This window comes from Psychrobacter sp. Marseille-P5312, assembly GCF_900291405.1.
In the GTDB taxonomy this organism is placed as follows: domain Bacteria; phylum Pseudomonadota; class Gammaproteobacteria; order Pseudomonadales; family Moraxellaceae; genus Psychrobacter; species Psychrobacter celer.
In genome coordinates, this window is sequence record NZ_OLML01000001.1 from 13775 (window position 1) to 30769 (window position 16995).

16 protein-coding genes and 3 pseudogenes are annotated in these 16995 nt (G+C 46.3%); 9 read left to right on the top strand and 10 right to left on the bottom strand.

The window, feature by feature from the left end; all coding sequences use genetic code 11:
- Positions 1–9: 9 nt before the first annotated feature.
- The 5 genes from petA to C6W44_RS00055 all read left to right on the top strand — a co-directional run bounded on the left by petA (position 10) and on the right by C6W44_RS00055 (position 4113).
- A complete protein-coding gene (gene petA, locus C6W44_RS00035; RefSeq protein WP_105243729.1) occupies positions 10–594 on the top strand; it encodes a ubiquinol-cytochrome c reductase iron-sulfur subunit in 585 nt (194 codons plus the stop codon).
- A gap of 7 nt (positions 595–601) precedes the next feature.
- Positions 602–1822, top strand: a complete 1221-nt coding sequence (locus C6W44_RS00040; protein ID WP_413772324.1) for a cytochrome b — start codon at positions 602–604, stop codon at positions 1820–1822.
- Complete coding sequence (locus C6W44_RS00045) at positions 1822–2535, top strand: cytochrome c1 (RefSeq protein WP_105243731.1); 714 nt, start codon at positions 1822–1824, stop codon at positions 2533–2535. The genes C6W44_RS00040 and C6W44_RS00045 overlap by 1 nt, the downstream gene beginning before the upstream one ends.
- Positions 2536–2882: 347 nt before the next feature.
- Complete coding sequence (locus C6W44_RS00050; protein WP_105243732.1) at positions 2883–3497, top strand: glutathione S-transferase N-terminal domain-containing protein; 615 nt, start codon at positions 2883–2885, stop codon at positions 3495–3497.
- A 190-nt stretch (positions 3498–3687) separates the two neighbouring features.
- Positions 3688–4113, top strand: coding sequence for a ClpXP protease specificity-enhancing factor (locus C6W44_RS00055; protein ID WP_105243733.1), 426 nt, complete (start codon positions 3688–3690; stop codon positions 4111–4113).
- Positions 4114–4265: 152 nt separating this feature from the next.
- On the opposite strand, the gene dcd is transcribed toward C6W44_RS00055, so the two are convergent.
- From dcd to C6W44_RS00095, 9 genes and pseudogenes are all read right to left on the bottom strand, one after another.
- Positions 4266–4841: a dCTP deaminase gene (dcd, locus tag C6W44_RS00060; protein ID WP_075101619.1), complete on the bottom strand. Its 576-nt coding sequence runs from the start codon at positions 4839–4841 to the stop codon at positions 4266–4268.
- A 276-nt stretch (positions 4842–5117) separates the two neighbouring features.
- Positions 5118–6239, bottom strand: a complete 1122-nt coding sequence (locus C6W44_RS00065; protein ID WP_105243734.1) for a DUF2804 domain-containing protein — start codon at positions 6237–6239, stop codon at positions 5118–5120.
- 23 nt (positions 6240–6262) lie between these two features.
- Entirely contained in the window at positions 6263–6688 is a 426-nt protein-coding gene (locus C6W44_RS00070; RefSeq protein ID WP_158676680.1) for a hypothetical protein, read from the bottom strand.
- A gap of 85 nt (positions 6689–6773) precedes the next feature.
- The gene (apbC, locus tag C6W44_RS00075) at positions 6774–8006 is read right to left on the bottom strand and encodes an iron-sulfur cluster carrier protein ApbC (protein WP_105246318.1); all 1233 of its coding nucleotides are present in this window, start codon (positions 8004–8006) and stop codon (positions 6774–6776) included.
- 195 nt (positions 8007–8201) lie between these two features.
- Positions 8202–8378 (bottom strand): annotated as a pseudogene (locus C6W44_RS00080) (magnesium transporter); the annotation flags it as partial.
- Positions 8379–8402: 24 nt separating this feature from the next.
- Positions 8403–8561 (bottom strand): annotated as a pseudogene (locus C6W44_RS13460) (magnesium transporter MgtE N-terminal domain-containing protein); the annotation flags it as partial.
- Positions 8562–8829: 268 nt separating this feature from the next.
- On the bottom strand, positions 8830–9165 hold the full coding sequence (locus tag C6W44_RS00085) for a hypothetical protein (protein WP_264755600.1): 336 nt from the start codon (positions 9163–9165) through the stop codon (positions 8830–8832).
- 40 nt (positions 9166–9205) lie between these two features.
- A complete protein-coding gene (locus tag C6W44_RS00090) occupies positions 9206–9835 on the bottom strand; it encodes a CoA transferase subunit B (protein ID WP_105243736.1) in 630 nt (209 codons plus the stop codon).
- Positions 9836–10010: 175 nt separating this feature from the next.
- Positions 10011–10724 carry a CoA transferase subunit A gene (locus C6W44_RS00095; RefSeq protein WP_105243737.1) on the bottom strand — a complete coding sequence of 238 codons (714 nt, stop codon included), beginning with the start codon at positions 10722–10724 and terminating at the stop codon, positions 10011–10013.
- Between the two features lie 305 nt (positions 10725–11029).
- Between C6W44_RS00095 and C6W44_RS00100 the strand changes: the two are divergent.
- Together C6W44_RS00100 and metG are read left to right on the top strand one after the other, a co-directional pair.
- Positions 11030–11267: pseudogene (locus C6W44_RS00100) on the top strand (GntP family permease); the annotation flags it as partial.
- Positions 11268–11692: 425 nt separating this feature from the next.
- A complete protein-coding gene (metG, locus tag C6W44_RS00105) occupies positions 11693–13792 on the top strand; it encodes a methionine--tRNA ligase (RefSeq protein ID WP_199774442.1) in 2100 nt (699 codons plus the stop codon).
- 107 nt (positions 13793–13899) lie between these two features.
- Here metG and C6W44_RS00110 read toward each other — a convergent pair whose 3' ends face one another.
- Positions 13900–14310, bottom strand: a complete 411-nt coding sequence (locus C6W44_RS00110) for a hypothetical protein (RefSeq protein ID WP_105243738.1) — start codon at positions 14308–14310, stop codon at positions 13900–13902.
- 481 nt (positions 14311–14791) lie between these two features.
- On the opposite strand from C6W44_RS00110, the gene C6W44_RS00115 reads away from it, so the two are divergent.
- Together C6W44_RS00115 and C6W44_RS00120 are read left to right on the top strand one after the other, a co-directional pair.
- On the top strand, positions 14792–15835 hold the full coding sequence (locus C6W44_RS00115; protein ID WP_105243739.1) for an ABC transporter substrate-binding protein: 1044 nt from the start codon (positions 14792–14794) through the stop codon (positions 15833–15835).
- A gap of 108 nt (positions 15836–15943) precedes the next feature.
- The gene (locus C6W44_RS00120) at positions 15944–16981 is read left to right on the top strand and encodes an ABC transporter substrate-binding protein (protein WP_105243740.1); all 1038 of its coding nucleotides are present in this window, start codon (positions 15944–15946) and stop codon (positions 16979–16981) included.
- Positions 16982–16995 lie beyond the last annotated feature (14 nt).

Consider the following 16995-nt stretch of genomic DNA (forward strand, 5'->3'; position numbering starts at 1 on the left):
GAAGTATTAATGAGCCAAGCCGAAGGCGTTAACGTACAACGCCGTAGAGTTCTTATTGCCTCAACTGCCGCAATTGGTGCAGCTGGGGTAGCTGCTGTGGCAACACCTTTTGTCCGCTCTTGGTACCCAAGCGCCAAAGCTGAGGCTGCAGGGGCTGCAGTCACCCAAGACATCAGCTCTATTGAAGCGGGACAGATGATTGTCGTCAAATATCGCGGTAAACCGATCTTTGTGGTAAAACGTACCGAAGACATGTTGAGCACGCTTGAGTCAGTTAAGCCATTACTATCTGACCCTAATTCAGAAGCATCGCTACAACCAGAGTATTGCCAAAACCCAGAGCGTTCTTTGACACCAGAAGTCTTGGTGGTCGAAGGCGTGTGTACGCATTTAGGCTGTGCACCGAACTACCGTCCTGATGTGGGCGCAGCCGATTTGGGTGGTAATGACTGGTACGGCGGCTTTTTTTGCCCCTGTCACGGATCAAAATATGATATAGCAGGCCGTGTCTATAGTGGCGTTCCTGCACCGCTGAATTTACCTGTTCCAGAATATAGCATGGAAGGTACCATCTTGACGGTTGGGGAGGCTTAATATGAGTATGGGTAAAAAGTTAATGCATTGGGTGGACGCGCGTTTCCCAGCGACTGAAACCTATGAATACCACATGTCAAAGTACTATGCACCAAAGAACTTTAACTTTTGGTACTTCTTTGGCGTATTGTCAATGGTCGTATTGGTCAACCAGTTGGTGACCGGTATTTGGCTGACGATGATGTACAACCCTAGTGCCGAGGGCGCATTTGCGTCTGTAGAATACATCATGCGTGATGTCAAAGGCGGTTGGCTCATCCGTTATATGCACTCGACTGGCGCCTCAGCGTTCTTTGTCGTGGTGTATTTGCATATGTTTAGAGCACTGCTCTACGGCTCATATCAAAAACCTCGTGAGCTTATTTGGCTCATCGGCATGGGCATCTATTTGGCTCTTATGGCCGAAGGATTCTTTGGATACCTACTCCCTTGGGGCAACATGTCATTTTGGGGTGCTCAGGTTATCTTAAACCTTCCTGCGGCGCTGCCGGTAATTGGTGACGGTCTTGCTGAGTGGGTACGTGGTGACTATATCATCTCAGGTATCACCCTAAACCGCTTCTTTGCGCTACACGTTGTCGCTATTCCATTGGTCCTTGTGGGCTTGGTCTTCATGCACATTGTCGCATTGCACCATGTAGGCTCTAACAACCCTGATGGTATCGATATTAAGAAGCTAAAAGACAAAAATGGCGTACCATTAGACGGTATCGAATTCCATCCATACTACACTGTGCATGATATGGTGGGTATCGTAGTATTCTTTATCTGTTTCTTTGCGGTGGTGTTCTTCTTCCCTGAAGGCGGCGGTTATTTCCTTGAGCCACCTAACTTTGAAGCGGCGAACTCTCTAAAAACACCAGAGCATATCGCGCCAGTATGGTACTACACACCGTTCTATGCCATCTTGCGTGCGGTTCCAAGTAAGCTGGGTGGGGTCATCGCCATGGGTGCGGCCATCGCTGTACTATTCTTGATACCGTGGCTCGACAGATCACCTGTACGCTCAATACGCTACAAAGGTATCTTGTCTAAGATTGCACTAACTGTCTTTGCTATTAGCTTTATCGTACTTGGCTATTTAGGTGCGACACCTGCAACGCCAACTGCGACTATTATGTCTCGTGTATTCACGATTCTATATTTCTTGTTCTTCTTGTTGATGCCGTTTTACACTGCAATCGAGAAGTGTAAACAGCCACCAGAACGCGTTACCGGAGGTCACTAATGAGCACGCTAATCAAATCCCTAGCTGGTCTAGGCTTAGGCGCGGCATTGAGTTTGACTGCTGGTAGTGCGCTGGCAGCAGGCGGCGGATGTGGTACTTTTACCAATGCCGACGGCGTGGTAGAACATTTGGCTTGTAGTGAAGCCCCCATTGACTTTACCAATAAAGGCTCGCTACAAAACGGTGCAAAAATCTTTATGAACTACTGTGCTGGTTGTCATTCTGCACAGTACGTTCGTCATTCACGCATCGCCAAAGACTTGGATATTCCACCTGAGCTGGTCGAAAAATACCTAATGGTCACCACCGATCAAATCGGTGACCATATCACAGCGGAGATTGACCCTGATGTTCAAGCCGCATGGTTTGGTGCGGCGCCACCAGACCTATCGCTTGAAACCAGACTACGCGGTGATGACTGGGTTTATACTTATCTATTGTCATTTTATGAAGATCCAAGCCGTCCTTGGGGCTCAAACAACTTAGTGCTGGCAAACGCGGCGATGCCGCACGTATTGCATAACATGCAAGAAGAGCTTAGTGCTGAAGAGTTTGAATCTGAAGTTGGTGACTTGGTCAACTTTATGGCGTGGATGGCAGAACCTGCCCGTCATGACCGTCAAGTGATTGGCTTCTTTGTGATTTTATTCTTGTTAGTATTACTGATCCCAGTTTACTTACTCAATAAAGAGTTCTGGAAAGACGTAAAATAACAGCATCCTAAACATAGCCTATCGCTATAAAAACTTGGTCATAATAGATACAAAAAGGCACTACTTTGGTAGTGCCTTTTTTCATTTTGCCGCACCGTATTTTGTACGTGTTACTATATAGTTTGATCCAAGTAAATCAGATACATGGCTATCAAGTCGCTCAATGAAACGTTTTTATATCGAATCGAGGATAGCGTAGATAATAGAGACTGATAAGATAATAAAGACTGACAATAGAACAAACACCTCTCCATACGGCATCCACCCATCACGCTTACGTACACCGGCTTGATAATCGGCTCTACTTTGTTTACGATGACACCCTTTACTATGAACATTAGGCTTTCATGATTGATGCAAACGACATTCCAAGTAGTCAGCTAATCTTATATGCTGATGACGGCTACGATAGTCATGTGGTGCGCCTATTACTTGAAGAAAAAAAGCTCGATTATTATTTGTCACGTTTGCACTCTGAGCGCCCCGAGGACTTGACTGAGCTAAACCCTTATCATACCCTGCCTGTGTTGCAGCAGCGTGATATTGCCCTTTATGAGATCAACGTGATTTTTGAATACTTAGAAGAGCGCTACCATACCAATAAGCTGCTCCCTGAAGCCCCGCAAGAGCGCGCCCAGTTTCGCCAATTGGCATGGCGCATCCAGCATGATTGGCTGGTGCTCGGCAAGCAGCTACTGACACATCCTGATAGTTTTAATAAAGCGAAAGCTGTCATTGCCAAAAAACAGCTCAGTGATTCTTTAATTACGCTTGCGCCTTTGTTTGCGCATAAGCCTTATTTTATAGCAGATGACTTTGGCTGGTGTGACGTGTTGTTAGCGCCTTTACTGTGGCGACTAGAAGACATGGGCATAGCGCTACCGCGTGCGATCAGTCGGCCTTTATTGGACTATCAGCAGCGTATCTTTGAGCGCGAGAGCTTCCAAAGAAGTGTGCGCTAATTAGACAAGGCTCGATGTCTGTCTTAGAATAAAAAGCGTAAAAAAAATAAAAACCAAACAGACAGTGACAATGCGAAAATTAGTCCCGCCATACTTGTCTGTTGCAAACAATGTATTATTTAAAATAGTAGACTGTTGTCACAGATGACCGTTTATCTCTTAACCCATATTTAGTATAGGAAATCATTAGATGAGCGATACCACTTCTCTCACCCCAACTCGTCCATATATGGTACGCGCCCTTTATCAATGGATAGAGGACAATGCGCTGACGCCCTATCTGATGGTCGATGCGACGGCCAAAAACGTCCAGGTACCAACCGAACATGTGCAAGATGGCCGTATTGTGCTCAATATTGCCAGCCGTGCGACAGGCAATATGCGTATAGACAATGACTATATCCAGTTCAGCGCTCGTTTTGGTGGCGTCTCACAAGAGATTTGGGTGCCATTGACGGCGGTGATGGGTATCTATGCCAAAGAAAACTCGCAAGGCATGTTTTTTGATCCAAACGAGTATGACAATTATGTGCCAGAAGAGCAGCACACGACGCCCAAGGCTGACAAGCCCAAACCCAAACGCGATAACAAAGCGGGTCTAAAAGTCTTAAAGTAACAAAAACCTCTAACACCTTAGTTTTTAGCCCACAAAAAAGCCAGTCGTATGAACCATGACTGGCTTTTTGCTTATTTAACACTCTATAACTTTACTCTATAAGGCTAAAGACCTAAGCTAGCGCCAAACAGCAATAATTGAGCGGCTGCCGACTACGTTCTTGGCAGCGTGACACCGCGTTGACCTTGGTACTTGCCGCCACGGTCTTTATAGCTGGTTTCACAAACATCATCGCTATCACTTTGGAAAAACAGCATCTGTGCAACCCCTTCACCTGCATAAATGCGCGCAGGTAGATTGGTGGTATTACTAAACTCAAGCGTCACATGCCCTTCCCACTCAGGCTCAAGTGGTGTGACGTTGACGATGATGCCGCAGCGTGCATAAGTAGATTTACCAAGACAAATAGTCAGGACATCGCGTGGTATACGAAAGTACTCAACGGTACGCGCCAGCGCAAATGAGTTGGGCGGAATGATGCACTCATCACCAACGATATCGATAAAGCTTTTATCATCGAAGTTTTTGGGATCGACCACCACAGAGTGTACATTGGTAAAAACTTTAAACTCAGGGGCACAGCGTACATCGTATCCGTAGCTTGATGTGCCGTAGCTGACCAAACGCTCGCCTGCATCGTTGAAACGTACTTGACCCGCCTCAAATGGCTCAATCATGCCATGTTCTTCAGCCATTTTGCGAATCCAGCGGTCAGATTTGATAGACATTTTTGTTCCTTAGCAAATAATAATATAGGGGTTGGGCGCTGACGATAGCGCATCAATGACCCAGAGGCTGTCATGATTGTCACCCTCTAAGAGACACGCTTCGTATATTGGTAGCGGTGATTATACGGAATTGAGCGCTGAATTTATAGAGCTGTCACTATTTATCATGCAAACCATTTAATAGCCAAACCCTTAACACCCAAACTACTTGACAACCAAACTTTTAACACCCGAGTCAACCGAGTCACTTTATAAAAAGCAGGCAAGACCTCTAGGCTACCATTTGGCAAAATGGTCTTCTGCCAATCCCATGACATGATCGAGCCTGATGACGGTATCGCCCAGCCGTATCTCCCCACTATACCAGCCAAGCCATTGCTCAAAAATACTGGCCAGCACGCCAAAGTTATCGGTTTTTTGATAGACAGTCATGGGCGTAAAGGTCAAATCAATATCGACATTGCTCCAGCCAAGGTTTTGATGATAAACACGCCAAGTACTTGGCACAACTGCCTGCAAGGCCTTACGTACAAACATCACAGGCGGTAGATAATGTATCTGCCCATCTAGCCAGCAGGCATTTTCGCTCATACCTGTTTCATTGACACCCATCGATAAGTTCAATAAAAAATGGCGACCATCGGGCAAATAGTGATTGATACATGTCCAAAACCAATTGGTCTCGCGACGCATATAGCCCAGCGTCCAATCTAGATTGGCAATTGCAGACGCATCAAAGTCTATTTGCTTGGTTTGGCTGCCAGCCGTAACCGCAGCGATATTAAATATTGATGCTTCTTTGATGCACATGTGTCCCATGACTGCTGTCAGTGGCTCTTTTTGTGTGTATGTCCAGCCGCGCCTGCCCGTTGGGGTGCAGATCGCAAGTGGCTGCGCTTGCCGCTGTAGCATCGCATCAAGCGTAATGTGTTTACTATCCAATGCTACTGCGACTTGTGAAGGCGTAAAATCCAATGTTACGGTCAGCTTATTATGGGTAAATGCCATGCGCCCTTGATAGCAATCACCTATTAGCTGCGTCTGCCGCGTCAAAGGCTGTAAAGCTTCACAAACCTCTAGCTCATCAGTCTCATCGTTATAAAGATAAACAAAGGCACTGGTGGCAAGTTTGATGGTCGCCAGTGCCAAACAGATGCGATAAGGCGGCTGAATAATTTGGATAAAGCAAAATTGATTGGCTTTGAGATCTTTTCGCCAGTTTGGCAGCGTCTTTTGCGAGATCAGATGACTGCGGTAGTCAAGATAATTGATGCTTTTGACTTGCGTAAACACCCCAAAAGTGGGCTGTCCCTCTTGGATAAGCTGTTCAATAACTGGTCTTGCACCCACAGGTGAGTGCGGCTGATTTTGTGCGTTAGGGCTGGGGTTTTGGTTCATAAGTGAGGCATCCTAGCCAAATTTTATCGTGAGACTATCTGTCCTTGGTAGCCAACGGTGGTGCTTACGACGCTTCTTTTTGCTTGTCTTGCAGACACCCAAATGGCTTCTCTTATCACCTTAATCTCTATATCGGTCAAACCATCTGTCAGCTTTTGTGTCACATCAGTAGCGGCTATCGCGCTCATCCATAAAAAGTGCCGAGGAAACTTTTTTAATAACTCAGCCAACACTGCTGAAAACTTATTAAAATCAGCGATCACCATGCGGCGATTGCTAAATTCGGCGTTGATTTGATACCGTTTGCTACTACCGTCTTTGTAATAGCAAACAGCAATTATTTGATTGTTTGAAAGCTCGATCACATATATCGGCGGGCGCAACAGTTTCAATAACACATACTGCTTGGGAATATCGTCTAAATGACGCCGATAAATCGATATGCTCACCATACTTCCTTGCTGTAAATCACGTTCTTTATGGAAAAACATGCTTAGGCTATTTTACTATTATTCGAGTAGCGCGCAAAACCTATCAAAAAATTCGCTTATCATCGACTGGTTTGGCAAATTTTGCAATGTTGGCTTCGATGTTTTTGGCAATGCTCAAATAATAAGAGGCAAACTCATCGTCAGCCAAGACGCTTGGCACCCCTTTGTCCACTTGGGCGCGGATACCACTGGCAAGTGGCAACTGGCCTAGTAGCGGCACCTGATATTGCTCTGCGATAAACTCGCCGCCACCGCTGCCAAAGATGGCCTCGGTATGGTTGCAGTTACTACAGGTATGCAGCGCCATGTTTTCCACCACACCCAGTACGGGGATATTGGTTTTGTTAAACATCTCAACGCCCTTTTGCGCATCCATCAAGGCCACATGCTGCGGTGTTGTCACAATCACTGCCCCTGTGACAGGAATACGCTGCGCCAATGTCAGCTGAATATCACCTGTACCTGGTGGCATATCAATCACCAAATAGTCCAATTGTGGCCAGTTGGTTTGATTGTATAGCTGCATCAGGGCGCCCGTGGCCTTGGGGCCGCGCCACGCGACAGGAGTGTTGTCACTATCGAGCAAGCTACCTATCGATAGCATGGCCATACTGTGCGCCTCGACAGGCACAAACTGCTCGTTTTCTAGCTCAGGCTTGATATCCGCCACACCCAGCATCGTTGGCATACTAGGGCCGTAGATATCGGCATCTAGCACACCCACACGGTTGCCAAGCTTTTGTAATGCCAAAGCAATATTGACTGTCGTCGTTGATTTGCCGACGCCACCTTTGCCTGAGGCCACCACAATGATATGACGAATACGTGGGTGCGCTTCCAGCGATGCTTGGGTCGGCGCAGCCTTAGTAATTGGTGGCTCACTGCTTGTCGGTTCTTGGTCTGCTTGGGTAGCAGGTTTGGCGTGAGTGGCCATGGCATCTGTCGTCTTTGGCATCGATTTGGGCGGCGCTTTGGGCAAGCTTGCACCAGCACCTTTAACATCGGCTGGTAGGCGCACATTCATATGAATGGTTCTGATACCATGCGGATGCAGCAGTTGACCCAGCTCCTGTTGTATCTGTTCAGGGTTACTGTCTTTGGGTAAGCGCAAATCTAAGGTGAGCACTTGCCCGTCGCGCTCAAGCCCCGTCACCATCGTGGCAATGCTAACGGTGCCGACTTCATAGCCGAGCAAGACTTTATCAACTGCGCTATCACGCTCGGCACGCTGCTGCGGTGTTTCGGCTTTGGATTTTTTTTTCATAAAATTAAACATGGCTATCATGATTACCTATTTTGCAAGTGGGCCGGTAGGACAACTCGAGCAATACCGTCGTCGCGCTGGTCAATAATACATCATCAGCTTTTTGTCTACCCTTATTATCCGACAGTGTAGCTCAATTGACGCTATAAAAAAACCACAATGCCAGTGGGAACACGCGCGCCGACGATACCTATGGCAAAAACCAATTCAACCAATCGCCAAAAACTTCGAGGCGATAAATAAATAGATCAGCACTCCCGACGCATCACACACTGAAGTGATCAAAGGTGCACTGGCGGCGGCAGGGTCAAAGCCTAATTTGTTCAGCACAAATGGCAAGCTCATGCCGATCACACAACCAATCATCACCACCGACATCAGCGCCCCAGCGGTACGCTCTTCATAGGCGGAGAGTCTGCGAATGTCTTCGCGCTCTGCCTGTGCCAATGCTGGTAGCAGGGCATCACCCTGCGCTTGATTGAGACGCTTATATAAATCGGTACGCTCATCAGCGGGCATCTCACCGACTATCTTTGCTAGGCTGGCCCGCGGGAACACCTGCGCCATGGCGACTTGAAGCGACTTGAATATCAGGCGCTAAGTAGGCAACAGGCGCTCATAAAAAAGAGCCAATACAATTGGCTCAAGTCAACATAAAATCAAATCCTAATGGATTGGTCTTTTACTAGCAAGCTGATGATGGTCAAACGCCTCAAATAGCCAGCAAACCACAATCACGGTCAGTGTTGCCAAAGTTGATACCACAAACAAACATGAATGATATCAATTTATATAAAAGCGTCATAAATCCGCGACTGGCTCAGTTTGGATTTTATTAATTCATAAACCAACCATGGCTGGCGACGATGGATTGCCCAGTAAAGACATTACTTGGGAATGCTGCTAAAAACAAAGCCAGCTGGGCAATATCATCGACTGTAGTAAAGGCTTTATCGACGGTATTGACCAGCATAATGTCATTCACCACTGACTCTTCACTGATGCCTTTTTCGGCGGCTTGTTCGGGGATTTGTTTTTCGACCAGTGAGGTTTTGACAAACCCTTGGCATAGGTTTCGGCGATATCGCGTCCGATACCACTTGCGGCGCCTGTGACTAAGGCCACTTTGCTTGTCAAATCTTGTTGTAATTGGGTTGCCATATGCGATCATCCTTTATCAGTTGGCTGTGTTCAGTCTTTGTTGGCCGCCGTTATTGCATAATGCTCACTGGGGTTTTTTCTTGTAGCTCCTCAAAGCTGACACCCTCTGCCAGCTCAACCAACTTCAAACCATTTTCAGTCACGTCTAATACGGCAAGCTCGGTGATGATACGGTCGACCACGCCTTTGCCTGTCAAGGGTAGCGCGCATTCTGCAAGGATTTTTGGCTCGCCGTGTTTGTTGACTTGCTCCATCAGCACAATCACCCGCTGCACACCGGCCACCAAATCCATCGCGCCGCCCATGCCTTTGACCATTTTTTTGGGGATCATCCAGTTAGCCAAATCCCCTTTTTCTGACACTTCCATCGCGCCGAGTATCGCCAGATTGACATGACCACCTCGAATCATCGCAAACGACTCTGAGCTACTAAAATAACTGGCGCCCGGCTCTGCGGTCACCGTTTGCTTGCCCGCATTAATCAAGTCGGCATCGACATTCTCCGCCGTTGGAAACTCGCCAATACCTAATAGGCCGTTTTCAGACTGTAGCCAGACATCCACCCCTTCAGGAATATAGTTGGCCACGAGGGTCGGTAGTCCAATGCCCAAGTTTACATAATAGCCGTCTTGCAACTCTTGTGCGGCACGCTGTGCCATCTGCTCTCTTGTCCATGCCATGGTGATTTCCTTATTTTTATAACCACTCCAAGAAATATGATTAGCGGCATCAAACTCGCTTAGTCTACAAAATGTAGCACTTAGGGTTATCTTACTTGCTGCTCAATTTTTAGAAGTAGTATTACAATATTCTATTATTAACGTCATTTTTAAAAGGTTTGGGTAAAACCACTAACTAAGCACTCTTGGCGGCTTTAGTGGTGGTTTTTTCGATGCGTTTTTCAGGGTTATCATTTAAGACGATACGCTGCACAAAAATACCGGGCAGATGTACGTCATCAGGGTCAAGAGTGCCGGTCTCGACGATTTCTTCGACCTCAACGATGGTCACTTTGCCCGCCATCGCACAATCCGGGTTGAAGTTACGAGCGGTTTTATTAAAGATTAAATTGCCCGCCTTATCAGCCTTTTGCGCTTTAATCAATGCCACATCGGCGCGCAGTGAATGCTCTAACACATAAGTACGACCGTCAAACTCACGGGTTTCTTTGCCTTCAGCGACCAGCGTACCAACGCCTGTGGCGGTATAAAATGCAGGAATGCCTGCACCGCCTGAGCGCAGTTTTTCGGCCAAGGTGCCTTGCGGCGTCAGCTCAACTTCAAGCTCACCTGCCAAGTATTGACGCTCAAATTCTTTGTTTTCGCCGACGTAAGATGAAATCATTTTTTTAATTTGACGGGTTTGTAGTAGTAATCCTAAACCGAAGTCATCGACACCGGCGTTGTTACTGATACAGGTCAAATCCTTAACTCCGCTATCACGCAATGCTTCGATTAACGCTTCAGGAATACCGCACAGACCAAACCCGCCAATAGCAAGCGTCTGCCCATCGCTGACGATGCCTTTTAGCGCCTCTTCGGCACTACTATATACTTTTGAGCGACTCATACTTATCTCCTTGCAAGTCTGTTTTTGTTATTAACGTCCATTATCTATCATGATTTATTTATTGTGCCAATCAATAGCGTATTGACTTTTTTAAATTTAAATCAATACATTTTATATCGATATATCATATATCAAATACTTATGCTAACTTAACATATAATTCTCGTAGCGAGAAGACAATAACACTAAGAACGAATGAGACAGTACAGTAGCGAGGTATGAGGCAAGTCAATATCATATTATTCTAGATTAATATTTGATAAAAAATCAAAAATTACATATTTTGATTAATTTTATTGACCTACGTACCCAAGCGCTTGATTCCAGCAGCGATTGCGCTTGGCTCCTTTACCTTTACCATGACAGCACTACCAGGCACGCCAGCCATTCAAAACGCCATCCCAATCCCATACTACAATACCAACGTTTTTGCCGCACCGATACTGGGTATCATCGGCGGTACCATTATGTTTGTCTGTGGCTGGCTATGGCTACAGACACGCGCCAAAAAAAGCCAATGCCGCAGGTGAAGGCTATGGTCAATTATCATCTCATTGGTCGTTGCTTGTACGGTTTTGATTCCGCTGATCGCAGTGATCGCTATCATCATCTTAGGGACGATGTTTGGTTCTTTTTGATCGCACCGCTCGCCTAGCCTTAGCGCACCTCACTCTACAGTCGTCTTATTTTCGATTGATGATAACCACGAATACCACCCACTTAGCCTGCGCTCGGTGGGTTTTTTATGTCAAAGCGATGCTGGTTTTTTATAAAAAATCAGCCATCACTTAGCGTTAATTACTAAGGAATATCACAAATTTGGCCGAATTACGGTATCATAGGCACACTTTTTAGACTTTTGCTTATTTTAGAAGTTTTTAGCCTTGATAACGTCATCATCATACCTTTATAAACAGCGTGTGACGTTTGATAACCAACCCATTTATACAAAAATATAGGTGATAAAAGTGCGTGAGATTTTAGTAACCAGTGCGCTGCCCTACGCCAATGGCTACATCCATTTGGGGCACCTTGTAGAATATATTCAGACAGACATCTGGGTACGTGCCATGAAGGCGCAAGGCCATCAGGTCACTTATGTCTGTGCCGATGACGCGCACGGTACAGCCATCATGCTCAAAGCAGAAGCCAATGGCGTCACGCCAGAAGAGCAAATCGCCTCGGTCAAAGCCTCACACGAAGCAGATTTTGCAAAGTTTTTGATTGAATTTGACAACTACCACAGCACCCACTCAGAAGAAAACAAGCATTTTTCTGAGCTGATTTATCGTCGTCTAAATAACGCCGGCCACATCAGCACAAAGGATGTCGAGCAATTGTTTGACCCCGAAAAGCAATTGTTTTTGGCCGATCGATTTGTCAAGGGAGAGTGCCCAGAGTGCGCTAGCCCAGACCAATATGGTGATAACTGTGAAGTCTGCGGCACCACCTATGATGCCACCGAGCTAAAAAACCCCTATTCGACGTTGTCGGATGCCACGCCGGTACTCAAAACCTCAAAGCATTATTTCTTTGATTTGCCAGGATTTGAGCAGTTTTTAAAAGACTGGACCCGCAGTGATGAGCGTTTGCAAGTCTCGGTCGCCAATAAGCTACAAGAATGGTTTGAAGCGGGTCTCACCAGTTGGGATATCTCTCGCGATGCGCCGTATTTTGGTTTTCAGATACCCGATACCCCAAGCGATGAGCCAGACAAATACTTTTATGTATGGCTCGATGCACCAGTGGGCTACATGGCCAGCTTTAAAAACCTATGCGACAAACGCGAAGGCAGCGATCAGGCGCTCGATTTTGACCGCTATTGGGCACAGGAAAATGAGCATAAAACCGAGGTGTATCACTTCATCGGTAAAGACATCGTGTATTTCCATGCACTATTTTGGCCTGCCATGCTAGCCGGTAGTGAATTCCGCACGCCAACGGGCGTTTTTGCTCATGGTTTCTTAATGGTCAATGGCGAAAAAATGAGTAAGTCACGCGGCACCTTTATCAAAGCTGAGACTTATGCCGAGCACTTGCACCCAGAGTATCTGCGTTATTACTTCGCCAGTAAGCTGTCAGATAAGGTCGAGGACATCAACCTTGATTTAGAAGATTTTATGCAAAAGGTCAACTCTGACTTGGTGGGTAAAGTGGTCAATATCGCCAGTCGCAGCGCCGGTTTTATCGTCAAAAAATACGACGGGATGCTCTCAGAGGTCTGCGCTGAGCCTGAGTTGTTAGAAGACATCACCAAAACGGGCGATGAGATTGCTGCTGCTTATGAAAACCGCGAGTTCTCCCGTGCCATGCGCCTTATCATGCAGTGTGCGGACAAGGCCAACGAGTATATCGATGGCAAAAAACCATGGTCACTTGCCAAGCAAGAAGGCACTGAGCAAGAAGTTCAAGACGTCTGCTCGGTCGCTATCAACATTTTCCGTCAGTTGATGGTCTATCTGGCACCAGTATTGCCTGAGCTGACCACCAATGCCAAAACGTTTTTGAATATTGAAGACTTAAGCTTTGCCAGCCGCAATGAGTGGCTACTGGGTCATAAAATCAATAAATTCAAGCCACTGATGCAACGTATCGAAGAAAAAGATATTGAAGCCATGGTAGAAGATTCTAAAGCATCATTAGCTCAAGCTGATGCGCCTGCTGTGACCGAAAATAACAAGCCTGTCGCAAAAGACAAATCACCTGCAATAGACGCTAATACTGATGCCGAGCAAACGGATTATATTGGTATCGAAGACTTTGCCAAAGTCGAGATGAAAGTCGCACACGTTTTAGAGTGTAACCATGTAGAAGGCGCAGACAAATTACTACAGTTCACCCTAGATGTTGGTGAAGAAAAGCCACGTAACGTGTTTAGCGGTATTCGTAAGTTTTATGAGCCTGAGCAGTTATTGGATAAAAAGGTGATCTGCGTCACCAATCTGGCGCCGCGCAAGATGAAGTTTGGTGTCTCTGAGGGCATGATTTTGTCATCAGGCGATCCAAAAACTCAGCTAACGGTCGTTACGCTACCTGATAACTGTGTCATTGGTGATGTACTCGCATAAAAATATTAACTTAAGTAGTGGTGTAAGTGATAATTAAAGAAAGAACGAAAAAAACGGTCTAAATAGACCGTTTTTTTATGGCTGACTTAAAAGATTGAATCTCGCTGTTATCTACTCAAAACATCAATAATTTCCAACGTGTTATTAATTACTGTCACAATCTTATTGTCTGGCGTACGGATACGTACATAACGGTCATCATAACGGTCTAAAATAACAGAACGATCATAATCCCTTCTATCAATCTTGCCGACTACTCTATAACCGTATTTATCAAGGTCACGCTTGAATGACGCGTTAGGGCTAGCATTGCGATACGCATTAATATTAGGGTGGGCATTGCCATTATTTTGATAATTGTTATGGTTGTAATCTTTACTAATGTGAGCAGAGTTACCCTTGCCATTTCCATGACCGTGCCCATTACCATGATTGTCTTTTGCCATAGCAGGCAGGCAAATCAATGAGCTTGCCGTAATGCCAGCGATGGTTAATCGTTTTAGATTGGCCGTCTTCATAATGTTATCCTTAAAATATACGTTTGAATAATAGTAATGAGATATTTGAGTGCGTTGTATATTCAACACGTCAACATAGTAATGATATAAATTTTGGACGCACCCTACTTCTCATATAAAAATTTTTATATAAACATTAGCTTACGTTAATTATGAAGTCGGTTCGTAATAGATGCGTTGCTAGCTTGTATGCTTTTTGACTATCAGTTTATTGGATAAGACAATGCCTTAAAAGGCTAATTCTTATGGTTAAATACTCAAAACCACACTTATGACAGTGGTTACGACAATGCCTAATAGTCTTACTAAGTACGCCTATGACGAATGCGCTTTAATTTTTTATTGCGATAACTTACATTGCTGTCATAATATGGACGTAATAATCATGGATTGATTACTTTTATGTTCGCCCGTTATCTCAGCATGTACATAATATTGACTCGGGTAACCTGCACTTCTTTAACCGACGAGCCAGAATAACATGACCTTTGCTACTACTTTACGCTTTAGCCTATATGGTGCCGCCATGAGCGCGGCCCTTGGACTACTGGGCTGCTCAGACGCTACCGACACCGCCGCCGATAGTGCTGGTACTGATGCCGATAAACCTGCCAAGACTTTGGCCATCACCCAGATCGTCGAACATCCATCGCTAGATGAGATGCGCCGCGGTATCATTGATGAGCTGGCTGATAATGGCTACATCGAAGGTCAAAACCTCACAGTAAACTTCCAAAGTGCGCAGGGTAATACTGCCACCGCAGGGCAAATAGCCAAACAGTTTGCCGGCGACAACCCTGATGCCATCGTCGCCATATCGACGCCCTCGGCACAGTCAGTGGTGGCCTCTACCAAAACCGTCCCTGTGATTTATACCGCCATCTCAGACCCTGTGGCGGCGAAACTCATCGACGCCAATGACGTGCCTATCCAGTCAAACGTCACTGGCCTATCAAGTGAGCTGCCTATCGAGCCGCAACTGGACAATATCAAAAAAATCGTCCCCGATGCCAAAACCATCGGCTATGTCTATAGCCCAGGTGAAGTCAACTCTGTGGTGGTGCTCGATCAGCTCAAAAAAGCCGCGCCAAATTATGGCCTTACCATCTTAGATGTCACGGCCAATCGCCCAACCGATGTCGCCATGGCAACGCGCAGCCTCTCAGGTCGTGCCGATGTCATTTATACCTCGCTTGACAACAACGTGGTATCTGCCTTTGAAGCCATGGCAGGCGCGGCCAACGAGCTGGATATTCCGGTGATTGCTTCGGACGAGTTTAGCGTACGACGCGGCGCGACCGCCGCACTTGGGGTCAATGATTATGATTTTGGTCGTACCACAGGCAAGATGGTCTATCGCGTGCTAAATGGCGAAGCCGTGAGCGCCATTAAGCCTGAGGTCATGAACACCTTAACCTTGTACGCCAGTCCAAAGCATGCCGCTGAGCAAGGCATAAGCTTGAGTGAGGATTTGCTAAAAAACGCCATCAATATCGACAAAAAGGCACAAACCACTGCGCAGTAGTCATAGGGCGTGTGATGCATTGATTGTATGACACAGTCAACTGACGTTATCCTTTACCCATTTATTAAATAATGTACGGACACATTATTATTTTCAGGAGTGAGAGCTATGTTTTATCAAAACCGTTTTGGTCATTTCAACTTCAGTAAGGCGCTGTTATTAGGCGGCGTTTGTACTGCGATCTTAACTGGCTGTAATCAGACAGCCCAAGACACCGATAGTGCTGACGGTGCGACAGACAGTATCGCCACGCAAATGAAAACGGTCGCCATTACCGCCATTGTCGAGCATCCTGCCTTAGATGACGTACGTAAAGGCGTGATCGACGAGCTCGATGAAGCAGGTTTTAAAAACGGTGAAAACCTAACGGTTAACTTTCAAAGCGCACAAGGCAATACGGCAACAGCCGGACAGATCGCCAAGCAGTTTGTTGCTGATGAGCCAGACGCTATCGTCGCGATCGCCACCCCATCCGCTCAGTCTGTTGCGGCAGCGACCAGCACCATTCCGATGGTGTTTTCGGCTGTGACTGACCCTGTCGCCGCCAAGCTAGTACCGAAACTTGATGGCTCAGGCACCAACGTCACTGGCGCATCAGATGCGCTACCCTATGAGCCGCAAATCGAGCTGATGCGTCAGATCATCCCAGACCTAAAAAATGTCGGTTACGTCTATAGCCCAGGTGAAGTCAACTCAACCATCATCCTAAAAAACCTAAAAGAAAAGCTAACGCCACTTGGTATCAATGTGCATGAAGCGCCAGCACAGCGTAGTAACGATATCGCCATGGCCGCCCGCAGTCTTGAGGGTAAGGTGGATATGATCTACACCTCAACCGATAACAACGTGGTGTCGGCTTATGAGTCGCTATACCAAATCGCCAAAGAAAGTAAGATTCCGCTGATTGCCTCAGACACCAGCTCAGTCGAGCGCGGTGCGGTGGCGGCGTTGGGCGTCAACTACTACGATCTTGGCCGCGAAACTGGCAAAATCGTTGTGCGTATCTTAAATGGTGAAAAAGCCGGCACTATCCCTGTCTATACGCCGCAAGCGCTAGATTTGTATGTCAGTCCAAAACATGCGACTGAAGAAGGCATTACTTTGTCACAAGCGGTTATCGATAACGCCAAAGAAGTGATAGAATAACGACCTTTTATTTT